This is a genomic window from Acinetobacter sp. YH12227 (genome assembly GCF_013417785.1).
Taxonomy (GTDB): Bacteria; Pseudomonadota; Gammaproteobacteria; order Pseudomonadales; family Moraxellaceae; genus Acinetobacter; species Acinetobacter gandensis.
In genome coordinates this window covers 1-21,587 of sequence record NZ_VPDH01000064.1, presented here as the reverse complement: position 1 = coordinate 21,587, position 21,587 = coordinate 1, and the positions used below count along the sequence as shown (strand labels likewise).

Below are 21,587 nucleotides of genomic sequence, written 5' to 3'. Positions count from 1 at the left end.
ATTTAATCATTAAGCAGCATTGGATGGCTGCGTCGGAGTAGGTTTGATTTCGCCCTTGTTTGCCTTTTGATGGCGCATACCATTGCGTAGCAGGATCAAACCAAATGGCAATATTTCCGCGACTCATAAGTGCTCGGTTATATGCGGGCCAATGGGTTGTGCGGTAGATTTTGTGTGCAGGCTTCTTCATTTGAAAATTATATCGCTGAAAAAGCCTTTACAGATAGGTTTGTGCAACAAAGCCTTTCAGCACACATCAATGTTAATTACGTTTAAATTCCAACCCTCTCATTTTTCAACTAGCTCAGGTTATAATGATGGCCTCCCAAAATATGGTTGATCTATTATGAACGCCTCCAATGACCCTCTACACGGCAAAAAACTTGCTGACATTTTGGATGAATTATTAGATTACTACGGTGGCTTTGAGGGCTTAAGTCGTAAAATTGAAATTAGATGTTTTTGCATAGATCCAAGTGTTAAGTCATCATTGCGATTTTTACGTACCACACCATGGGCACGTGAAAAAGTAGAAAGCTTATATTTGTATGTCTTATGCCAAAAAGCCAAACAGAAATCGTAGCTTTCAAAACCCCAACCTCAGTCTAATATTTTATACCAAACAGTAAACTAAACCTATTGAATAGCCAATGATTTTGTAGACACCTTTTAATTGGTGGTGGGCCGCCACCACTCTCCTAGCAAAATTTAGTCTATATCCCTATGGTTTATTTAAAAACTTATTTTCTATCTTTACTAGGCTGTATGATCAAAATCATACTGGCACTCAACACTGTAAATTTGAGAATGAATCTGTAAGTACAGAGTCACTCCCTATCGCTAAAGATATTAGAAATAGCTACATAAAGTTTATTTCTAGCTTATTCAAATTTGTCGTTAAAATTAGGTTTTACTACGGATGAACAATAATTTTTACTGCAGACTCATTATTATGAATCAGCGTTTCAAAGCCTTTAGAAACAAGATCATCTAATGCAATACGTTGGGTAATAAAAGGTTCTAGATTAATCTTACCTTGCTCGACTAAGCGGATGGTTTCCTGATGGTCATTTACATAAGCAATCGTGCCACGAATATCTAGCTCTTTCATAACCACACTATGCACATTAATTGTGGCAGGATGGCTCCAAATCGAAACGATAACGACCACACCAGTTGGTTTCATCGCCGCCACCAGTGTATCCATGACTTTATTAACACTACTACATTCAAAAGCGACATCAACACCACGGTCTTCCGTAATTTTCATCACTTCAGCGACCACATCAACCTTAGATGGATCTAGCACATAATCTGCAACACCCGCTTCTATCGCTTTTTCTTTACGCTTTGCACTCAATTCAGTAATGATGACCGTGAGACCTTTAGCCTTTAAAATGGCTGATAAAAGTAAGCCTATAGGGCCTGCTCCACCAACCAGTGCTATATCGCCAGCTTTTGCACCACTTCTGACATAGGCATGATGACCGACAGATAAAGGTTCTATCAATGCGGCCTGATCTAAGGGAATATCATTTGAAATAGGATGTACCCAACGTCGTTGAACTGCAATTTTTTCAGAAAGACCGCCGCCACGTCCGCCTAAACCAATAAAGTTCATATTTTTTGATAAATGATACTTATCATTCAGGCCAGTCGGGACATCATCCGCAATAATATAGGGTTCAACTACGACATGTTGTCCAATTTGGATATCGTCTACACCCTCACCAACTGCATAAACTACGCCTGAAAATTCATGTCCCATTGTTACAGGTGCAGATTCTCCCGAAATTGGGTGTGGATGACCACAAGGTGGAATAAAAATAGGGCCTTCCATGAATTCATGTAAATCTGTACCGCAAATACCGCACCATGCAACTTGAATTCCCACTGTGCCTGGAAGTACTTTCGGTTCAGGGATATCTTCAATTCGAATATCCCCTCGATCATAAAAACGAGCTGCTTTCATTCTGTATTCCTTATGTTGATATTAACGGTAAACCATTCCACCATCTGTCAAAATAGACTGACCTGTAATGTAGTTTGCATCCTCACTGGCTAAAAATGCAACTAATGCAGCCACGTCATCTGGTGTTTCAGCACGTCCTAAAGCAATACCATCTACATATTTTTTATACGTTTGACCAATTGGTGCACCTGTAATTTCAGAGAACCGCTGATCTATTTCGACCCACATGTCTGTGCCTACAACACCTGGGCAATAACTATTTACAGTAATTTCAGCACTGGCATATTCTTTAGCCGCTGCTTGCGTCAATGCACGAACTGCAAATTTAGTTGCCGAATAAACACCGAGTAAAGCAAAACCTTCATGACCTGCGATTGAGCATGCATTAATAATTTTTCCAGCCTGTTGGCGTTGTTTAAATTTATTTGCTGCAGCTTGAATCCCCCAAAGTACACCACCGACATTGATGTTCATAATTTGGTTAAATTCATTCGGTGTTACTTCTGCCAAAGCTTTAACTTGTGCAATACCTGCATTATTGATCATGATATCAAAACCATTAAGTGTCGATTCGGCATGATCAATTGCATGACTGACTTGTATTGGATCTGAAATATCCGCAATAAATGTAGTGGCTTTTACGCCAAAGGCTTCAACCTCTTTTTGAACAACATTTAACTTTTGTTGATGAAGATCGACCAAAGCAATATGAACACCTTCTTGCGCTAAACGTAAGGCAATACCACGTCCAATTCCTTGTGCTGCACCCGTAATTAATGCAACTTTATTGTTTAAACCCCTAGGCATGTTGCGACTCCTTAGATATGAATTGCACGTTGCATCGCAGACAAGACCGACTCATGCATCGCCTCAGATAAAGTAGGATGAGGGAAAATGACCTGTGCTAAGCTTTCATCCGTAGCTTCTAGGTATTTTGCGATCGCAAAACCTTGGATGTGTTCGGTGACTTCATGCCCAACCATGTGAGCACCCAACAATTCACCCGTTTCCTGACTAAAAATGGTTTTAACAAATCCTGCGCTATCGCCCAAAGCCAATGCTTTACCATTCGCTTGTAAGGGAAACTTACCCACATTGATATTCAAGCCCGCAGCTTTCGCTTTCTGTTCTGTCAAACCAATACTGGCCACTTGTGGATGGGTAAAGATACACCCCGGAATTTGTGTACGGTCTAAAGCATGTACATGACTTAGGCCTGCAATTTTTTCCACACAAAGAATGGCCTCATGACTGGCTTTGTGTGCCAAACAGGGTGCACCTGCGACATCACCAATTGCATAAATGCCCACTACATTGGTTTTACAGCATGAATCGACTTTAATAAAACCATCCTCAAATTCAATGCCCAAAGCGTCTAGGCCAAGATTTTCAGCATTCGGTTTCACGCCAATAGCTGAAAGCACCTTTTCAACAGTAATGATTTGCACACCTGTGGCAGTTTCAATATGACAATGTACTTGAGCCTGATCAGTTTCTATTTTTTTTACAGTCGCTTCGGTTAAAACCTGCATACCCTGCTGTTCAAATTGCTTTTTTACATACTTCGAAACTTCAATGTCTTCGCTAGGGAGAATCTGCTTTGCAATATCAACCAAGGTGACTTGGCAGCCTAAGTCTTGGTATAGGCTTGCAAACTCACTGCCTATAGCCCCCGAACCAATGACCAGTAAAGATTTTGGTAATTGTTCTGGAACTAAAGCCTCTTTATAACTCCAGACCTGATGGCCATCTACAGGAATATGAGGCAAATTGGCCGCACGTGCACCTGTTGCGACAATAATATGCGGTGCAGAAATCTGCTGTTTTTGACCATTCGCATCTGTAAGCTCTAATTGCTCTTTGGCAATAAACTGGGCTGCTGCGTTAAAAACAGTGATTTGATTTTTTTTCAATAATTGACCGATACCTTGCACCAGTTGCTCAGAAACCTGTCTGCTATGATGGACCAGTTTTTGAATGTCAAAATCAATCGCGTTAAGCGTAAAGCCAAACTGCCCAGCATGTTTGAACTGCTGCGCAAGCGCAGCCCCGCTCAATAATGCCTTGGTTGGAATACATCCCCAATTAAGACACACTCCGCCTAAGTGTTGTTTTTCAACGATTGCCGTTTTTAATCCCAGTTGCGCTGCGCGAATCGCAGCGACATATCCTCCAGGACCAGCACCAATAACCACAAGATCAAATTGTGTATCTGACATGGCTATTCCTCCTACACCAAAATCAATGCAGGATTTTCAACAAACTGCTTAAATGCCGATAGGAATTGAGCACCCAACGCACCATCAATGACACGATGATCACAAGACAATGTTGCGGTCACCATTTCACGAACAACAATCTCATCATTTTCGACGACAGCACGTTTCTCTGCTGCACCTAAAGCCAGAATTGCACCTTGAGGTGGGTTAATAATGGCATCAAACTGTTGAATACCAAGCATTCCCAAATTGGAAATACTGAAACTGCCGCCTTGAAACTCATCAGGTGCTAATTTCCCAGTTTTGGCGCGTGTCGCCAGATCACGCATATCATTGGAAATTTGCGCCAAAGATTTACGGTTCGCTGCTTTAATAATTGGTGTGATCAGCCCGTTTTCGATTGCCACAGCAACCGAAATATCAGCCTGTTCAAACTGTAAAATTTGCTGATTTTCTTCATCAAACTGAACGTTAACCTGTGGAACTTTGATCAGTGCAGCCGCAGCCGCTTTAATCAGCATATCGTTAATGGACAGCTTGACTTGCGGTACGGTACTGTTAATTTGCTGACGCAAAGCCTGAACCGACTCAACATTTAAGTCTATCGTTAAGCGAAAATGTGGTGCATTGCGTTTTGCCGCTTGTAGCCGTGAAGCGATTGCTTTACGCATACCATTCATAGCCACAGCGGTAAATTTTGCTGACTCTGTTGGATGCGCATGGTTAGCATGTTGAGCTTGTACAGGGTTTTCACGTTGATATACAGCTTCAACATCTTCCTTGCAAACTCGTCCACGTGAACCCGATGCACGACAATCATGCAAATTAATACCCCATTGTTTTGCTAAACGGCGGGCAACAGGTGTTGCTAGAACATAACTATCATCTGCTTTAGATTTCGCGGCTTTCGTACTGGCTTGATGACGCACATCTGGCCAAGAACCACCAGCAGCTTGAACTCCGGTCTGAACATCGTGAACACTAATACGACCTTCACGTCCAGAACCAGTAATCTGAGACAAGTTTACATTATGCTTTTCAGCCAATTTCAAGGCATGTGGCGTTGCAAAAATATCATCGCTTTGTTGGAAGCCTTGTAACGCAGCAGGAATAGAATATCCGCCCTGAGCCACAGCTTTTGATCCATTACCAACACTGTTCTGTTTAGGAGCAGCTTGTACTTTGGTTTCAACTTGAGCTACAGCTACTTTTTCAGGAACCGCTGCTACCGCTTTATTTTCAGTTACAGCAGGTGTTCCATCTAAGGACTGTGCAAATGCTTCAACTTCTGCATCGGAAACTTGAGCGTCTGCACAAATTGCAATGACTCCTCCTACGACCAGCGTGTCACCATCTTTAGCAATAATCTTTCGTAGCAAGCCATCGAAAGGCGCTTCCAGAACATTGACGATTTTTGTGGTTTCAATTTCACAAATTTCCTGTCCTTTACTAAATTGAGTACCTTCTTGAATCAGCCATTGGGCAATCGTGCCCTCTTCCATGGACAAACCCCATTTTGGGATTTCTAAGGTTTTAATTTCGCTCATCCTAAGCCTCCAACGTCTTACGTACAGCCTGTTCGATGCGTTCTACACTTGGTAGCCATTCTTTTTCTAATACTGGTGAAAATGGTACGGGTGAGTGTGGTGGAGTGACTAACTCGATTGGTGCTTTAAGAAAATGAAAGCCTTTCTGTGCAATGAGTGCAGCCACATCATGTCCGAAACCGCAACGCGCCGCAGATTCATCTACAATCACCACACGACCTGTTGAAGCCACAGACTCTAAGATGCCATCTTCGTCTAATGGAGAAATGGTGCGAGGGTCAACCACTTCAACCGAAATGCCTTCTTTTGCGAGCTTGTCAGCAACTTCATTGGCACGATGCACCATCAGGCTTAAGGCAATAATGGTGATATCTGTGCCCTCACGGGTGTAATTTGCGACACCAAAAGGAATAGTGTAGGCCTCATCTGGCACTTCGCCCTTAATGTCGTACAACAACTTGTGCTCACAAAAGACTACTGGATCGTCATCTCGAATGGCTTGAATCAACAACCCTTTCACATCATAGGCACTTGAAGGCACCACCACTTTTAAACCAGGCACTGAGGCAAACACGTTATATGGCGACTGAGAATGCTGCGCTGCTGCGGAAAAACCTGCACCGATCATGCCTCTTACAACGAGTGGCGCTTTGGCTTTGCCACCAAACATATAGCGGAATTTAGCCGCTTGGTTATACAGCATGTCATAACACACGCCGTAAAAATCCATGAACATTAAATCTGCCACAGGTCTTAAACCGGTTGCAGCAGCACCTGCCGCCATACCAATAATCGCCGATTCTGTAATCGGGGTGTCAATGACTCGCTCAGAACCAAATTCAGTCCATAAGCCTTTGGTTACACCAAGTACACCGCCAAAACCTTCCAGTTTATTGTCATCTGTATTTTTGCCACCATGCCCACCACGAACATCTTCACCGACCACAATGACACTCGGATCTCGGCGCATTTCTAATTCAATTGCTTCTTTAATCGCGTTTCGATAACTTTTATTTGGCATTTTTCTACTATTCCTTTAGTAAGAGACGTAAACATCAGTAAGTAACTGAGAGACTTCTGGGTACTGAGCTGCGCGTGCTTTTGCAACGGCATCGTCTACATTGGCTTTAGACTGGGCATCAATCGCATCCAGTTTGGCTTCGTCAATTTTATCCTTGACTTTTTCACGGAATATTTTCAATGGGTCTTTATGTTCTTTGACATAATCCAGTTCTTCTTTGGAACGAATAAGCCCCGGATCACCTTCAAAATGTCCATAAAAACGGTTGGTTACCGTTTCAATCACACTCGGACCTTCACCACAGCGGGCACGTTCAATGGCTTTTTGTGCAACTTCATACACAGCAAAAAAGTCTGTTCCATCTACTTTTTCAGCGGGTAAGCCAAAACCTGCTGCTCGGCCTGCAATGTCTTTACTGCCTACGGCATAGTCGTGTGCAGTGCCTTCACCAAAACCGTTGTTTTCAAAAACAAAAATGACAGGGAGCTTTAACACGACAGCCATATTAATGGCTTCAAAAGTTAAGCCCTGATTTGACCCGCCATCACCGGTAAAAGATAGACCAATCCCACCATTTTTCAGTGTTTTAGCACTTAAAGCTGCCCCAATAGCCAAAGGTGGACCACCACCCACAATACCGTTTGCACCGAGCATGCCTTTATCTAAGTCCGCAATGTGCATTGAGCCGCCTTTACCACGACACAAACCATCATCTTTGCCAAAAATTTCTAACATCATGGCATGAATGTCACAGCCCTTAGCAATACAATGTCCATGACCACGATGCGTTGATGTAATGAAGTCCTTGTCTGTTAAATTTTCACAGATCCCTACGGCAACAGCTTCCTCGCCGCTATATAAATGGATGAAACCGGGAATATCACCTGTATTATTTTCATCGTGAAGTCGATCCTCAAATTCACGAATGTCGCGCATTCTTTTGTATGCTGCTAGCAATTGCTCTTCCGTTAATTGCATATCTTTGTTCCTTATTAATTACGCTTAAAAGAAAATCCAAAAATTAATGGTTGAATTTTTAAACCGTATATTTATATAAATATATTTTTATTTAATTTCATATTAGACTAAAAAAATATAATGCATAAAAAGATGAGAAAAATATTAAAAACAGAAGGTTAAGAACTTAAAAAATTTTTTAAAATTTTACAGTAGTTCAATCACATATGAAAACAAACCTTTAACCAACCTTTATTTTATATGATAAGTTTTTTGCACTGTTTTAATATTATTAAAGCACCTAAAAGAGCTTATTTAATATCGGGATCTATATTAATTATTTTAAACGATGGAGTGTTTGTAATGGATTTAAATAACACAGTATTAACTGGAAAGAAGCTACGTGGCGCTGAAAAAATGGCGCGTATTCCAATTAAAGTTGTTCCAACGGAAACGACACCGAAAAAGCCAGAATGGATTCGAACTAAAATTAGTCAACCTGATGAAGTTCAAATCATTAAGGATTTATTACGACAACAGAAACTACATACGGTTTGTGAAGAAGCGGCCTGCCCCAATTTGCCACAATGCTTTAGCGGAGGGACTGCAACGTTTATGATCATGGGAGATATTTGTACTCGACGCTGCCCATTCTGTGATGTCGCACATGGTCGTCCTAATATCCTAGATCCTAATGAGCCAAAGCATCTGGCTGAAACAGTCAAGAATCTAAACTTAAAGTATGTCGTGATTACTTCTGTTGATCGAGACGACTTAAAAGATGGTGGTGCACAGCATTTTGCAGATTGCATTCGAGAAATTCGTCAAACCAGTCCAGAGACTCTGATAGAAATTTTGGTTCCTGATTTTCGTGGTCGTGCAGATATTGCCCTGAAGATTCTGAGCCAAAACCCACCCGATGTTTTTAATCATAATATTGAAACCGTTCCACGTCTGTATAAAGCCATGCGACCAGGCGCTGACTATAAGCACTCATTGGATTTACTCAAAAAATTTAAACACTACTGTTCTGAAATTCCAACGAAATGTGGTTTGATGGTCGGTTTAGGAGAAGTCGAGGCTGAGGTTATTGTGTTATTAAATGATTTGAAAGATTATCAAGTAGACTATGTCACAATCGGTCAATACTTACAGCCATCTAAATCTCATGCGCCAATTCATCGTTTTGTTACGTTGCAAGAGTTTAAGCATTATCAAACACATGGAGAGCGCTTAGCGTTTAAAAATATTTGGAGTGCGCCATTAGTACGATCAAGTTATTTTGCAGACCGTCAGTATCATGGTGAAGCTGTGCCTAGCCCTTACATGAGCGAATGAATTTTCATCCTATTTACGTTTATTAACATTTCAGATGGAAATAGTCATTTTCAGCTCATAAGAACACTTTTAAAGTAACTCAAGGACTGGTAAAGCCAAAAGATATGATTTAACCAAGCAAAGATAAAAGCATTTAAAATTGAGGCAAGAAGAAATGACGTAAATGACTATAAATTTGGAAACTCATTTCTAAAATTTAAAAATATTACAGTCTCATCATAAAGGAATATGATATGAACCTGTTCAATACCGCATCTGCAAAAAATCTGCAAACAACCCATTTAATTAATCAACATACTGTACATACCGCCCCTGTTTTAGCCTTACCTCCAGAAGATAAAACGTCTTTATTTCGCCGCTCTATCCAACATAATTATGCTGACTTACTCAAAATAGCGGAAGATTCAGATATGGCTATTGGTCTTACAGACCATCACGGGACTCTCTTATGGACATGGAGTAGTTCTGCAATGCTTTCTTCTGCCGAACAGGTTCATTTTATTGAGGGTGGGCATTGGTCTACACAGGCTGTTGGGACTAATGCGATTGGTATGACGTTGAACAGCCAAATATCAAGTTGTGTCTATTCTCATGAAAACCAAATGGACAGTGTTCGAGATTGGGTTTGTTATGCCGCGCCGATCTGGGATCCGACATCAGGGCAATTTCATGGCATTATTAACCTTTCCACAAAATATAAAAAACATACTCCTTTGGGGCTGCTTGCAGTTGAACGCTATGCGGATTTAATACAACGAGCCATAAAGTTTGAACAGCAAAATTTTTTATACATTAAGGCGCTAGGCTCGCCTTGGGTTCAATTTAATGGGCATACCTTGAACTTGAGTCACCGTCAAATTGAAATACTTTGCATTTTAGCTTTGCATCCCCATGGCATTGGCTTAGAAGAGTTACACTATGCCCTTTATGGTGAGCGTAGTGTCAGCCTAAAAACCCTAAAGGCTGAGGTTTCACAACTTCGTAGCCTATTACCTCATTCAATTGAGGCTCGCATTTATAGGCTTAGCTGTGAAGTCCAATGTGATTTTTTACGCGCTGAACAATCATTAAATGCAAATCTTATTTCCAGTACATTCTCGCTATATAAAGGTAGCTTTCTCTCTAAATCAGAAAGCCCTTTACTCAGCACTTGGAGACATTGTTTTGATGCCCGTTTAAGCCAGTTGATCTATCAAATAAAGGATATCGATCAATTATTAAGAATTATTGGGCAAACACATGACCGAATTGATGCGGTACAGCGTTTATTAGAGTTATTACCACAGGACAGTATCCACCGTAATTATTTTTCAAATCTGATTTAGATTTGATCTGTTGCTTCAACTCTAAAGTTTTATTGTGAAGCAGATTGAAAAGGAAGTATGATTTTCATACTTCCTTTAATAAAACTTAAAATTGAGAACTAAATACAGTGAAGTCTAGTAATTCACTTACCCAGCTTTGACACCTAGTTTGTCGCTGCAAGGTGTATCCATGCCATTACTACAGCTTTAATAGTTAAAACCGCCAAATCTTATAGGTCTAAGTTATGTAAGTATGATTTACCATAAGCGCACGTCTATGCCGTGATGGTGACGATAAATATTTAAGAATGCTGACAAGCTTCACCCACCGTTGGTGGTATAGAGGATCGGCATCATTTATAGCTCGTGCTATTTCAAGCAATATTATAAAGTGGATAAAAGATCGTTTACTCATACTAAGCACGGTGTATCATTTATGCTAATGTTTTTAAAACTCGCATAGTTGTTTATTAATGAAATCTATATTGACTTATTTTAGTCAAGTTCATAGCGTCACTACATTCCCAGAATTAATCGAAACACCCTTCCAAGGCAAGACCAATGCACTTTGTTGGACACGTGATCTACAAGGTGATTTTCAGGAAATTATTAAAAAATTAGAACTAACAGACAATATTACAGAATTATCAGCAGATGATCTTTTGCAGCTGTCTTTAACAACACAAGGATGTATCGCAAGAGATACTATCTTAAGCGATATGCAGCTTTTAACTGATATTGGTGCCTTGCCATCACTCAACCTCATTAAGCATTATGAGCGTGATAATGAATTAGATTTTATTTCGACCGATGTCTATTCGTTTCACGTAGATCGCTCACCCATCGCAACTGATACCTTCTTATGTACTTATTATGGTGCAGCGAGTGACATTCTACCGAATGATCAAGTTCAGCAGAAAATACAAATACCTGAAATACGAAATCAGTTGTTCAATTTATATGATGGCCCCGAAACAGGTTTTGACAGTTTTTTAGAAGAATATTTCTTTGATTTGCATTACCAGGCCAATGATAATGCTGTTCCAATCAATTTAGGCACAGGTCACTTTTGGCGTTTAGCCGTCGATCATCCTACACAACAAGTGCTGCCTTGTGTGCATCGTGCACCGGTTGAAAACGATCAACTACGTTTACTTTTAATTTGTTAGTTCTATCAAATACTTAAAATGACATTTTATTCATGATCGGTCAAATGACTACCTTTTAAATTTAGGCAAGGTTTTAAAACATTGCCTTGCCTAACTTATACTGTCCAAATACTTCCATTTTCAGCGTTGTTTTGTCGGCGCTTCGCTTGAATATAAAAACGTATAAAAATTGCCGCAAAAATAACAGCCGTAATATCAATCCACCACAAATAAGATGAAGATGCCCAAAGACCGATATTAGGTAGCATTAATGCAATGATAGAGGTCAGTGGTAATGCACAAAGAATAAGCGCAGTCAGCATGAGTAACTGAGGTAAAGCCTTTGCCGCACCAACGATAAAGCAGTAAACCAGTGTCAAAACAAAGACGATATAGTAACTGTACATAAACCAATGGTTTAGACTGGTTAATTCTGAGGATATGACATATCCCCAACGCCCAATCAACATGCTGCTAAAAATAGCAATCATACAACCTAAACATGCTCCAACAGTTAAATTCGCAATAGCCTTAACATCTTTGCGTTGCTTAATTGTTCTTGTATCTGTTGGTTTTTGACGTTTAACACGTGATTCAATCCAAAGTAGATTTCCAGAATAAAATAAAAATGCCCCCCCTAGACCTAAAATCAAATAAAGCCAGCGGGTTAAGTCTCCACCATAATTACCAAAGTGCAAACTAAACATTGAGCGGATGACTTGATCTGCCGGCGTTGCATGGGTATTTAAATTACTGGTACTTAAAGGCTTATTTAAATATGGATTGAAAACGACCACATCAAAACGATCCCCCCTCAGCATTTGATCTGCACTATACAGATTAGCCCGTGCCGATGCTTTTTCAGGTTGATCAAGGTTGTTAAAACTAATCGAACTGACCTGATATTCAGGCATCTGCGTTTGCATCTTTTCTAAAAGTTTCTCAACATTTAACGTAGCTACAGGCTCTACGATTTTCACAGCAGGTGGTCGCTGAAATAAAGACTTCCCCTTACCTGTTAATGTTCCAATGGCATCATAGAACACATCATGGAAGGCAAATGAAATCACAGTAACACTAATAATAATATGAAAAGGCAAACTGGTTATACCAACCACATTATGCGCATCTAGCCAAAATCTTTTTTTGTTCTTACCCGCTCGAATAGCAAAATAATCTTTAACCAAGGTCGGTAATAATACAATCAGTCCAGTCATTAACGCCAAGAAGTACAGCACACAAATGACCGCCATCACATACATTCCCAATGTATGATGACCTAAAGTACCTGGTATACCCGCCGTTTCATGTAACTGCTCGATTAACCATCCCATTTTAGACAGGTTTTCTTGTTCAACCTGTAAACGGCCATCGGCATCGAAGCTTGCCAGCATCTGCTCTTGATATGTATCAAAGTCATGGTCATCTTGCCCTTTTTGAGCAACGGCTTGCCATTGCATAGGTGCATAATGAAATTCCTTAGAATCAAAGTTCAGTTGAAAACTTTTTAGAGTTTCAGGATGTTTCGCTTGTACCTGCTGAATCAAAGGGTCATATTGCTGTGCAGTAATCGGTACCAGTTGTTGTTGCGGTGGTGTTGCCCAACGACTTAAATCATGTTGGAACATGCTCAGTCCACCTGCAAAAAAACAGATGAATAAGAAAATGCCTGAGCAGATACCAACCCATGTATGGAGGGTCTTGGCGTGGCGAATAATATCAGTACGTACTTTCATCTTAAAACCCCCGCATCCAACGCAGTACAGCATAAGTAAATAGATTTAGCAGCGTATAAATTAGAATGGCTTGCCATCCTTTGGGTATGAAATAGGCAATAAAACAAACAGGTAACCAAATCCAAGGAATAGACCACATACCAAATTGTGGCGCTAAGGCCGGACTTAAATTTTGCATCGCCCAGATTGTAATAATTGAAGCGCATAGCACGGCAAAGCTTAACCCCAAGCAAAAGCCTGCAAAAGATTTCGACCACCAATCAGGCTGGATTTTCTGTTGAAAGAGTGAATTCATGAGTGTGATTTTTTTATCATTAAAGAAATAAATGGAAAAAATGACCAGACGATGAGCATGGTTAACAGCCACATAAATATCGCGACTAATTTTGGTACAGAAATTAAAAATAAGATTAGTGCAAGGATGATCGCCCCTAACCCAAACCAACGACATATTGAAGTGAGTGGCCTTTTTAATAAAATTTGGTTTGGATGTGTGCAGTACATCAGAGCACTTCCAAGCAAGACAAAGAAAAATGCAATAAATTTCAAAACGTACACCCTACAATTGTGATCTAACGTCCAGTTCTATACTTATGACTTAATTCATTCTAATGACTTTATGTCGTCGTCATTTTTAAAATGACAATGCCCAATCCTATATATTCAGATAGGATTGGGCAATTTTACTTATATATAATATTGTTTATTCAAGATAAAATGTTTTTAACGGCGGGTAACCATTAAACTCCACCGAAGCGTATGAGGTGGTATAAGCACCGGTACTCAGCCAATATAACCGATCGCCCATGACCAAATCCTGTGGTAAAGGATAGGCAATCTTTTCATACATAATATCGGTCGAATCGCAGGTCGGCCCCGCCAAAACGACATTTGATTTTGGAGCATCATTATGCATTTTAGGTGTATAGATTGGATATTTAATCATTTCACCTAAGGTTTCAATCAAACCATTAAACACACCCACATCGGTATAAATCCATCTTTTTTCATCCTGTTCTGATTTATTGGCAATCAGTACAATTTCAGAGACCAATACCCCTGCATCTCCAACTAAGGAACGGCCTGGTTCTAAAAATAGCGTAACTTTACGATCAAAACATTCATCGATATAGCATTGAATGCGGTTTGCATAATCTTGAATGCTATCAATGTCAGCCAAATAACGTGCTGGAAAACCACCACCAGCATTAATTAATTCAAGTTGAATACCGTGTTGATGTTCCAACGTATCAAATACGTCCTTAACCGTATTTAATGCCGTCCGCCAAACGGTGACATCATTTTGCTGGCTCCCCACATGGAAAGACACCCCATAAGGCTGTAAACCTAATTGCTTGGCTTTGATCATTAGATCAATCGCCATTTGAGTATCACATCCGAACTTACGTGATAGTGGCCAATCTGAAGTTGTACCCGATTCAACTAATACACGGACAAAAACACGTGAATTTGGTGCATGCTGTGCAATTTGTTCTAAGTCTGCTTGCGCGTCAGTGACAAAGAGTCGAATGCCCTTGTCATAAGCATATTTCACATCAGCAGCTTTCTTAATGGTATTCCCAAATGAAATCCGGTCAGGTGAAATACCACAAGCCAATACACGGTCAAGTTCATATATGGATGCGATATCAAAACTAGAATCAAGTTTATCTAAGCGCTGAATAATTTCAGTACTTGGATTAGCTTTGACCGCATAAAAGATATTCGCCATCGGAAAACTTTGCTGAAGTTCTTGGTATTTATATTCAACGCGATCTAAATCAACCACTAAAAATGGACTGGGTTTATTCGCTGCAAAGTTCTGAATCTTTTGCCATTGTTGTGAAGAATAATAATTGTCTAACTGCATGGAATATCCACTCGCGTTACAAACTGAGGAACGAAAATGGCCGTGGCTATGTGGCTGGGGCCGTTCTATGTAGTGCTTAATCACTAAGATTCATCACTACGGGCAATTTTTTTAAGCAGCGACACGTTTTAGACGATGCTGCCATTCTTCTAGCGTTGGCTCTTCAACTAAATCTTGAAATTCAACACTAATACCTTGTTCACGCCATTGACCGACCAAGGTCATCAAGCTCATCGAATCCAATCCGAGCATAAATAAGTTATCGTCGTTTTGAATTTCAGTGGCATCAATGCCTAATTGTTTCGCTACGGTTTGACGTAAATCTTCTAAATTCACAGTGAGTATGCTCATCGAACAATCTCCGTACTAAGAGGCGCTTTTAATTCATGGAGAACCGTTACAGTATCAACGACTTTGGCACAGCGACCTGTTGCATATTTCAAAGCCATTTCATGTTCTTCTTGACTAAAATCTGCCAATGCATCTCCAACTAAGAAGGCTTGCATATCCAACATGAATGCTTCTGCAGCAGTCAGTAAACAACCGATATGTGCATAAACACCACAAATCACCAGTTGGTCACGCCCTGCTTCTTTAATACGTTGCTCAAAATCACTCTTTTTAAATGCGCTGTAACGCCATTTAGTCAATACCGTATCTTGCTCAGCAGGCTGTAGACTTGGAATAATTTGTACAATATTTGGGTCTGCTGCCAAACCTTTACCCCAAAAATCAGTCAATAACTGACGATGTTCAGTGCTTTGATCACCCGGTTGTGCGGTGTAATACACAGGAATCCCTTGCGCATGGCATTCATCAATGAGCTGACGGCAATGCTTTAAAAGTTCAGGAATAGGTGCTTGGGTTTGGTCATAAAAATCTAAGAAATACTGTTGTAGATCATGTACCAAAAGTACAGCGCGGCTTGGGTCTAGTGTCCAATTCACTTTATTGGTTGGAAAGTTTTGCGCTTGTGGCATTGGATAACTTGCGATACGTGGAATAGCCATGTGTTTACCTATCTATAATTTTATAAAGTGTGTTATGCAACTAAGCGTTGTCTTAAGGCTTTTTTGTCAATTTTACCGAGTGCGGTATACGGCATGTCTTCAACAAATTCGATACGATCTGGAATTTTGTAAGTTGCTAAACCATAATGCTGAACATATTGACGTAATTGCATCATAAGACGCGTTGGACTTGGGTCAGTAGTATCAGTGCGCCATTGAATATAGGCACAGCTTTTCTCACCCAACATCTGATCAGGCATAGATACCAATGCAGACTGAATAATTTGAGGATGCTGATTCAGTACTTGTTCTACTTCCTCTGTAGCAATTTTTTCACCACCACGGTTAATTTGGTCTTTGCTGCGACCTTCAACAATGATGTTTCCTTCTGCATTGATACGGACTAAATCACCTGTTCGGTAAAATCCATCTGTGGTAAAAGCATTACGGTTATGTTCTAGCACATTAAAATAGCCGCGGATGGTATAAGGGCCACGTGTTAACAAATGACCCACTTCACCCTGAGGCAGCTCACGATCTTCATCATCGACAACTTTAATTTCGTCGTCGGCACTAATACGACTACCTTGTGTAGAAATGATCTGTTCAATGTCATCGTTATAACGTGTGTAATTCACTAAACCTTCAGCCATACCAAACACTTGTTGCAAACGACACTGATATTGTTCAATTAATTGACGTGCCAAAGCATCTGCGAGACGAGCACCTCCAACTTGTAGCACCTCTAACTGTGAAAAAATATTTTCCGCGCCCTTAGACACTGCCTCTACCCATGCAGCTGCTAAGGCAGGTACCAATGCTACATGTGAAACCTTGTGCTGTTTAATTAAAGCAAAACATGCTGCTGCAGTTGGGTCCTGCGACAGCACCAAAGTCCCGCCTGTATAAAATAGCCCTAATGAACCGGCTGAACTCATACTGAAATTATGCGCCACAGGTAAGACCATCAACATTTTTGTGGTTTGATTCAGCTCACAAATGTCGGCACTGGCGCGAACACTATATAAATAGTCATCATGGGTCCGTGGAATAAGCTTAGGCGTACCCGTACTGCCACCTGATAGTTGGAAAAAAGCGACATGACGTGCTGTTAAGTTAGGCGGAACGACGCGCTGTTGTTGATATTTGGATAAATCAGGCCACGTGGTAAACCCGCTTAATTCACCCGAAGTCCCAACAACCAACACTTGCTGCAAACTTTCACAGCGTTGTTTACATTCTAATGCCAATTTACGGTAATCAAACCCCATAAAGCGATCTGCACAGATATACAATTTCGCTTGGGTTTGACCAATAAAATGACTCACTTCAGCATGGCGGTGTGCAGGTAAACTCATAATAGGTCGCATACCGATGCGTAAAGCACCAAAATATGCAATGAAAAATTCAGCAATATTAGGAAGTTGAATCACCACACTATCGCCAATTTGATAGCCTTGCTTACTTAAATAAACTGCAAATTCATCAATATGTTGTTGTAGCTGCGCATAACTAAAATGACGCTCTCCACAAATAATGGCTGTGTTTTGTGCATATTTTTCAGCACATTCAATAAAAAAATCACTTAAGGTTTGGCCAAACCAATAGCCCTTCGCAATATATTTTTCAACAAAATCTTCAGGATATTGAACAATCCCTTCCCAAAGTTTTTGTTCTAACAGTGTTTGTTCAGACATGATTAGACCTTAGCGATACGTCAATTGATCTGCATTTAAGCCAAGTGCATTGAGCATGGTCTTAAATTTGGCAATTGTTTCATTCAACTCACTGGTCGGTTGAGAAGCTTCGACGATGCCTGCTCCCGCGTATAAGCGTGCAGAATGTTCAAAAATACGACCACAGCGTACATTGACAGCCCAAGCACCATTTCCGCGTGCATCACTCCAACCCATCGTTCCGGCAAATAAATTACGCTGAAATGGCTCTAACTCTGAGATGAGTTGACGTGCTAAAGGTGCAGGTTGGCCACAGACTGCTGGTGTTGGATGTAAAATTGATGCGAGATCAAAAACATGCATTTCAGGATCTTTCAATGTCCCTTGAATAGGCGTAGCCAAATGCCACACCGTACTGGTCTTAATTAAAGATGGCGACTTTGGAATACTTAAGCTCTCACACAGGGGTGATAATTGATCAGCAATTGCTTCAATCACTACAGCATGTTCATGTTGATCTTTTGCTGATGCAAGTAAACGCTGTGCTTGTTCCTGATCTTCTGCCACATCCGCACAACGTGCCAGTGTTCCGGCAACTGGATTGCTAAATACAAATTGATTTTGCTTTGCGACTAAAAGTTCTGGACTCGCACCCATGAACCAACCTTGTTCTTTTGGGTCTTGTGCAAATGCAAAGGTATAACCTTCAGGGTTGGTTTTGAATAATTGATAAAACAGTTCTTCAATCTGAATTTTTTGTTCACTTTGTAAATCAATTGCACGTGCTAAAACTGCTTTTTCAAGTTCTGTGCTTTTCATCAAAGCCACAAGTTTTGCAACGCCATCAACATAGTCTGCTTGTGGAGGAATCAGTGTGGCTTGAACTTGTGAGAGTCGTTCAAGAGGCTCTGTTAAATCTAGTCCTTCAGTGACATAGGTATTTTTTGCTTCCGCAATCGACATTTCTGGCAAATCACGATTATCGAAAGGCAAACTGCCAACTAAAATCAGTTCAGCATTCCCCGTTGCTTGAATTTTTTGTTGCAATCTTTGTTTAGCATGTTTTAACCAAGTTTGTTGTTGTTCAACAAAACCTAAGTTTGTATCACGTTCAAATTGAATCGATTCAACAAGTTTTTTACTCGAAATCGTCCCCGTCGGTGTTGCAAATACAAAACCTGCAACATCCGCTTCAATTAAGTCGTCCTTGGTTATTCCAATCATGTTTTTAAATACTGATGGTTCTACTGGCAACATATTTGCTCTCACATCTTTCAATTATGTTTTTTTACCGTTCAGCCCTACTGCCATTTCAGCTAAAGTAGTTGAACGCCACAACTATAATGATTATTATTCTCAAGTAGAAATGATAATCGTTACGTTTTGTTAACATATCCAAGGATTCTTAAATGTCCACATTATTTATTGTGACCGGTGCTGCACGTGGCATTGGTGCAGTGGTGGTAAAAAAATTACTTCAACAAGATCATAAAGTCATCGGTATCGATCTCAATCCCGACCTTCTTAGCTGGGAAATCATTGAGCAGTTAAATAGCGCCGAAAAACAAAAATTTCATGCTATTTCTCATGACATTTCTAAAACAAACTCCCTGATTGAAAAAATCCAAAACTCCCCATGGTCAGAGCAACCAATTACAGGTTTGGTTAATGCCGCAGGTATTCTTGAAATGGGAAGTTTGCTCGAAACAACTCAAGCCCAATGGGAACACAATTTGGCCGTAAACTTTATGGGCCCAGCATTATTGTCTCAGTGGGTAGCCAAACAAATGCTGCCACGTCATGCAGGCGCAATTGTGAGCATTAGCTCAAATGCGGCGTTAGTACCACGCATGAATATGGGACTGTATGCAACAACCAAAGCAACAGTTAGCCATTTCTTTAAAAACTTAGCACTTGAATTGGCACCGCACGGTATCCGCTGCAATTTGGTATTACCCGGCTCAACCCTCACCCAAATGCAAAAACAACTTTGGACAGATGATCAACCACCCGCAGGTATAGTTGAAGGCAATCTTGAACAATACCGGAGTGGCATTCCGCTGAAAAAAATTGCAGAACCTGAAGATGTTGCCAACGCAATTTTGTTTTTACTCTCAGATCAAGCAAAACAGATAACTATGCATGAATTGGTAGTCGATGGTGGTGCAACACTCGGTGTTTAAAGGAATTTCACCAAACTGCCAGAATTAATCTGGCAGTTTTTTTTGTATATTTAATTGACCTGCTTTGAGCTCAGGTTGATCCAACCATGTGCGAAGCATATGCATAAAGTCATGCCAATATTCGCCTAATGATTCAACATTGTAGAGTTCTTTATGACCATCAACCGCAAGGTATAAACGTTCAATGCCGTTGACAAATTTATTGGTAATTGCAATATCAAAGTCTTCGATTGGCCCCGCAGAAATTGTCGTTTTGCTTAAGTGACAGCCTTCAAATTGCTCAGGCAATGGATATGGAATCCAATTCACAATGGGCCCAAATAGAATATTTTCGTATGGATCGAATCCCTCTAGTTCAAAACGCATTTGCTCAAAATAGCTGTTTTGATGTGGACGAATTTCATTAAATCGCTGTGCGAGCAATCTTACAGTTTCAGTTAAATTGTCTTGATCTGTAGCAGCAAGACGTAAAGGTAAAATATTCATCACAAGGCATGGCGTACGCATCGCCGCAGTACCCAAACGTGACATAAAGGGCACACCAAAGCATTGTTGTGCATCGCCTGATTGTTTCACTAGATAGCTCATCATGACGGCCATCACCACCATGGCACTTGGCAATTTAAGCTCAGCAGCCAATGTATTCATTTTTTGTTGGGTATCCCAATCAATGACTTCTTCATAGCGAGGCCCTTGATAGAACGGTTGTTTTAATTTGCGTTTTAATCTTTTCTTAGGTGCCAGTTCATTGGAAAAATTATCACGCCAAAATTTTAAGTCTTTCTCTGCTTTAGCTGATTCTAAATAACGATGCTCGTCCGCTAAGAACTTCTCGAAATGATCAAAAGCCTTATTTTGTAGCGCTGTTCCGTTTTTCAAAGATTGGTAATAGTCGAGGAAGCGATTAATCATTAGGCCATAAGCATAACCATCTAAAGCTACATGATGCGCTCTAAAAAACAGCCCATATTTTTGCTCACCTAAATTGGCAAAAATATAGTCATATAAATGCCCGACACTTAAATCGAATGGCGGTTCAACTGCTTGATCGGCCCAATCTAATATTCCTTGAGCATCTAAATGTGATAAATCAACAAATTGAGGCGCTCTGAGTGCAACATCATCTACACGGTAAACTTTGCCATCTTTTTCTAATGCACGCCAATGTAAAGCCTTAGCTTCCTTTAAGGTTAGTTCAATTGCTTGATGAAATAATTCTCGATTTAATGGGCCATCAATCACCAACCATTCTGCGGTGTGAAATGGGTAACTGCCATGATAATGATGTCCCTTCCACATACTGTGTTGTGCACGAGTTAAAGGGGCTAAAGAATCCATTGTTTGCATGAGTTATACCGTAGATCAAACAATTTTTATAAAGAAGTATAAAAATCTAAATGTATTTATAGAAAAGCACCGACGACACTAATTGGGTCGCGCAGAAATACTAAATATAATCATTATCATTTGCAAATAGTTTTTATCACTTGGAGCGTAAAACCTCGTGGTTCAGCACGAGGATATAAGCGACTGGCGTAAGCCATACGACATGGAATGTCGTATTAAATATCTTTGTTGTTCATTACTTAAAATATTATTGTTAAAA

20 protein-coding genes are annotated in these 21,587 nt (G+C 40.3%); 5 read left to right on the top strand and 15 right to left on the bottom strand.

Features of this window, described 5'->3' with window-relative positions; all coding sequences use genetic code 11:
* A partial coding sequence (locus tag FTV09_RS13445; RefSeq protein WP_180058622.1) for a transposase occupies positions 1 to 190 on the bottom strand: 190 nt, incomplete at its 3' end.
* A 156-nt stretch (positions 191 to 346) separates the two neighbouring features.
* Between FTV09_RS13445 and FTV09_RS13440 the strand changes: the two genes are divergently transcribed.
* Complete coding sequence (locus FTV09_RS13440; protein ID WP_104471312.1) at positions 347 to 583, top strand: VF530 family DNA-binding protein; 237 nt, start codon at positions 347 to 349, stop codon at positions 581 to 583.
* 330 nt (positions 584 to 913) lie between these two features.
* On the opposite strand, the gene FTV09_RS13435 is transcribed toward FTV09_RS13440, so the two are convergent.
* Genes FTV09_RS13435 through FTV09_RS13410 form a run of 6 tightly spaced genes read right to left on the bottom strand, consistent with a single transcriptional unit; the run spans position 914 to position 7,737 of the window.
* Positions 914 to 1,972, bottom strand: a complete 1,059-nt coding sequence (locus tag FTV09_RS13435; protein WP_010326712.1) for a 2,3-butanediol dehydrogenase — start codon at positions 1,970 to 1,972, stop codon at positions 914 to 916.
* A gap of 21 nt (positions 1,973 to 1,993) precedes the next feature.
* Entirely contained in the window at positions 1,994 to 2,779 is a 786-nt protein-coding gene (locus FTV09_RS13430; RefSeq protein ID WP_180058621.1) for an acetoin reductase, read from the bottom strand.
* A gap of 11 nt (positions 2,780 to 2,790) precedes the next feature.
* A complete protein-coding gene (gene lpdA / locus FTV09_RS13425) occupies positions 2,791 to 4,191 on the bottom strand; it encodes a dihydrolipoyl dehydrogenase (RefSeq protein WP_180058620.1) in 1,401 nt (466 codons plus the stop codon).
* An 11-nt stretch (positions 4,192 to 4,202) separates the two neighbouring features.
* Positions 4,203 to 5,738, bottom strand: coding sequence for a 2-oxo acid dehydrogenase subunit E2 (locus FTV09_RS13420; RefSeq protein WP_180058619.1), 1,536 nt, complete (start codon positions 5,736 to 5,738; stop codon positions 4,203 to 4,205).
* Position 5,739: 1 nt separating this feature from the next.
* Positions 5,740 to 6,759, bottom strand: a complete 1,020-nt coding sequence (locus tag FTV09_RS13415; protein ID WP_168158997.1) for an alpha-ketoacid dehydrogenase subunit beta — start codon at positions 6,757 to 6,759, stop codon at positions 5,740 to 5,742.
* A 15-nt stretch (positions 6,760 to 6,774) separates the two neighbouring features.
* Positions 6,775 to 7,737 (bottom strand): thiamine pyrophosphate-dependent dehydrogenase E1 component subunit alpha, encoded by a 963-nt coding sequence (locus FTV09_RS13410; RefSeq protein ID WP_180058618.1) that lies wholly within the window; start codon positions 7,735 to 7,737, stop codon positions 6,775 to 6,777.
* A gap of 342 nt (positions 7,738 to 8,079) precedes the next feature.
* Here FTV09_RS13410 and lipA point away from each other — a divergent pair, with 342 nt between their 5' ends.
* The 3 genes from lipA (at position 8,080) to FTV09_RS13395 (ending at position 11,527) form a co-directional block, all read left to right on the top strand.
* The gene (lipA, locus tag FTV09_RS13405; RefSeq protein WP_180058617.1) at positions 8,080 to 9,054 is read left to right on the top strand and encodes a lipoyl synthase; all 975 of its coding nucleotides are present in this window, start codon (positions 8,080 to 8,082) and stop codon (positions 9,052 to 9,054) included.
* A gap of 233 nt (positions 9,055 to 9,287) precedes the next feature.
* A complete protein-coding gene (locus tag FTV09_RS13400) occupies positions 9,288 to 10,379 on the top strand; it encodes a transcriptional regulator (RefSeq protein WP_180058616.1) in 1,092 nt (363 codons plus the stop codon).
* A 452-nt stretch (positions 10,380 to 10,831) separates the two neighbouring features.
* Positions 10,832 to 11,527 carry a DUF1826 domain-containing protein gene (locus FTV09_RS13395; RefSeq protein WP_180058615.1) on the top strand — a complete coding sequence of 232 codons (696 nt, stop codon included), beginning with the start codon at positions 10,832 to 10,834 and terminating at the stop codon, positions 11,525 to 11,527.
* Positions 11,528 to 11,622: 95 nt separating this feature from the next.
* Here FTV09_RS13395 and FTV09_RS13390 read toward each other — a convergent pair whose 3' ends face one another.
* The 7 genes from FTV09_RS13390 to FTV09_RS13360 form a co-directional block, all read right to left on the bottom strand.
* Complete coding sequence (locus FTV09_RS13390; protein WP_180058614.1) at positions 11,623 to 13,242, bottom strand: PepSY domain-containing protein; 1,620 nt, start codon at positions 13,240 to 13,242, stop codon at positions 11,623 to 11,625.
* A gap of 1 nt (position 13,243) precedes the next feature.
* Positions 13,244 to 13,537: a hypothetical protein gene (locus FTV09_RS13385; RefSeq protein ID WP_067767023.1), complete on the bottom strand. Its 294-nt coding sequence runs from the start codon at positions 13,535 to 13,537 to the stop codon at positions 13,244 to 13,246.
* A 408-nt stretch (positions 13,538 to 13,945) separates the two neighbouring features.
* The gene (locus FTV09_RS13380; RefSeq protein WP_180058613.1) at positions 13,946 to 15,112 is read right to left on the bottom strand and encodes a type III PLP-dependent enzyme; all 1,167 of its coding nucleotides are present in this window, start codon (positions 15,110 to 15,112) and stop codon (positions 13,946 to 13,948) included.
* Between the two features lie 111 nt (positions 15,113 to 15,223).
* Positions 15,224 to 15,463, bottom strand: a complete 240-nt coding sequence (locus FTV09_RS13375) for a phosphopantetheine-binding protein (RefSeq protein ID WP_067766762.1) — start codon at positions 15,461 to 15,463, stop codon at positions 15,224 to 15,226.
* Entirely contained in the window at positions 15,460 to 16,122 is a 663-nt protein-coding gene (locus tag FTV09_RS13370; RefSeq protein WP_180058612.1) for an isochorismatase family protein, read from the bottom strand. The genes FTV09_RS13375 and FTV09_RS13370 overlap by 4 nt, the downstream gene beginning before the upstream one ends.
* A gap of 32 nt (positions 16,123 to 16,154) precedes the next feature.
* Entirely contained in the window at positions 16,155 to 17,819 is a 1,665-nt protein-coding gene (locus FTV09_RS13365) for a (2,3-dihydroxybenzoyl)adenylate synthase (RefSeq protein ID WP_180058611.1), read from the bottom strand.
* A gap of 9 nt (positions 17,820 to 17,828) precedes the next feature.
* Positions 17,829 to 19,055: an isochorismate synthase MenF gene (locus tag FTV09_RS13360; protein ID WP_067766771.1), complete on the bottom strand. Its 1,227-nt coding sequence runs from the start codon at positions 19,053 to 19,055 to the stop codon at positions 17,829 to 17,831.
* 152 nt (positions 19,056 to 19,207) lie between these two features.
* On the opposite strand from FTV09_RS13360, the gene FTV09_RS13355 reads away from it, so the two are divergent.
* The gene (locus FTV09_RS13355; RefSeq protein WP_180058610.1) at positions 19,208 to 19,981 is read left to right on the top strand and encodes an SDR family oxidoreductase; all 774 of its coding nucleotides are present in this window, start codon (positions 19,208 to 19,210) and stop codon (positions 19,979 to 19,981) included.
* Positions 19,982 to 20,005: 24 nt separating this feature from the next.
* Here the strand turns inward: FTV09_RS13355 and FTV09_RS13350 are convergent, their stop codons facing one another.
* Positions 20,006 to 21,328, bottom strand: coding sequence for a condensation domain-containing protein (locus tag FTV09_RS13350; RefSeq protein ID WP_180058609.1), 1,323 nt, complete (start codon positions 21,326 to 21,328; stop codon positions 20,006 to 20,008).
* Positions 21,329 to 21,587 lie beyond the last annotated feature (259 nt).

What these genes read in the sequence shown, in the direction of transcription:
- FTV09_RS13440 (WP_104471312.1), top strand. Translation starts at nt 347, where the DNA reads ATGAACGCCTCCAATGACCCTCTACACGGCAAAAAACTTGCTGACATT.
- FTV09_RS13435 (WP_010326712.1), bottom strand. Translation starts at nt 1,972, where the DNA reads ATGAAAGCAGCTCGTTTTTATGATCGAGGGGATATTCGAATTGAAGAT.
- FTV09_RS13430 (WP_180058621.1), bottom strand. Translation starts at nt 2,779, where the DNA reads ATGCCTAGGGGTTTAAACAATAAAGTTGCATTAATTACGGGTGCAGCA.
- lpdA (WP_180058620.1), bottom strand. Translation starts at nt 4,191, where the DNA reads ATGTCAGATACACAATTTGATCTTGTGGTTATTGGTGCTGGTCCTGGA.
- FTV09_RS13420 (WP_180058619.1), bottom strand. Translation starts at nt 5,738, where the DNA reads ATGAGCGAAATTAAAACCTTAGAAATCCCAAAATGGGGTTTGTCCATG.
- FTV09_RS13415 (WP_168158997.1), bottom strand. Translation starts at nt 6,759, where the DNA reads ATGCCAAATAAAAGTTATCGAAACGCGATTAAAGAAGCAATTGAATTA.
- FTV09_RS13410 (WP_180058618.1), bottom strand. Translation starts at nt 7,737, where the DNA reads ATGCAATTAACGGAAGAGCAATTGCTAGCAGCATACAAAAGAATGCGC.
- lipA (WP_180058617.1), top strand. Translation starts at nt 8,080, where the DNA reads ATGGATTTAAATAACACAGTATTAACTGGAAAGAAGCTACGTGGCGCT.
- FTV09_RS13400 (WP_180058616.1), top strand. Translation starts at nt 9,288, where the DNA reads ATGAACCTGTTCAATACCGCATCTGCAAAAAATCTGCAAACAACCCAT.
- FTV09_RS13395 (WP_180058615.1), top strand. Translation starts at nt 10,832, where the DNA reads ATGAAATCTATATTGACTTATTTTAGTCAAGTTCATAGCGTCACTACA.
- FTV09_RS13390 (WP_180058614.1), bottom strand. Translation starts at nt 13,242, where the DNA reads ATGAAAGTACGTACTGATATTATTCGCCACGCCAAGACCCTCCATACA.
- FTV09_RS13385 (WP_067767023.1), bottom strand. Translation starts at nt 13,537, where the DNA reads ATGAATTCACTCTTTCAACAGAAAATCCAGCCTGATTGGTGGTCGAAA.
- FTV09_RS13380 (WP_180058613.1), bottom strand. Translation starts at nt 15,112, where the DNA reads ATGCAGTTAGACAATTATTATTCTTCACAACAATGGCAAAAGATTCAG.
- FTV09_RS13375 (WP_067766762.1), bottom strand. Translation starts at nt 15,463, where the DNA reads ATGAGCATACTCACTGTGAATTTAGAAGATTTACGTCAAACCGTAGCG.
- FTV09_RS13370 (WP_180058612.1), bottom strand. Translation starts at nt 16,122, where the DNA reads ATGGCTATTCCACGTATCGCAAGTTATCCAATGCCACAAGCGCAAAAC.
- FTV09_RS13365 (WP_180058611.1), bottom strand. Translation starts at nt 17,819, where the DNA reads ATGTCTGAACAAACACTGTTAGAACAAAAACTTTGGGAAGGGATTGTT.
- FTV09_RS13360 (WP_067766771.1), bottom strand. Translation starts at nt 19,055, where the DNA reads ATGTTGCCAGTAGAACCATCAGTATTTAAAAACATGATTGGAATAACC.
- FTV09_RS13355 (WP_180058610.1), top strand. Translation starts at nt 19,208, where the DNA reads ATGTCCACATTATTTATTGTGACCGGTGCTGCACGTGGCATTGGTGCA.
- FTV09_RS13350 (WP_180058609.1), bottom strand. Translation starts at nt 21,328, where the DNA reads ATGCAAACAATGGATTCTTTAGCCCCTTTAACTCGTGCACAACACAGT.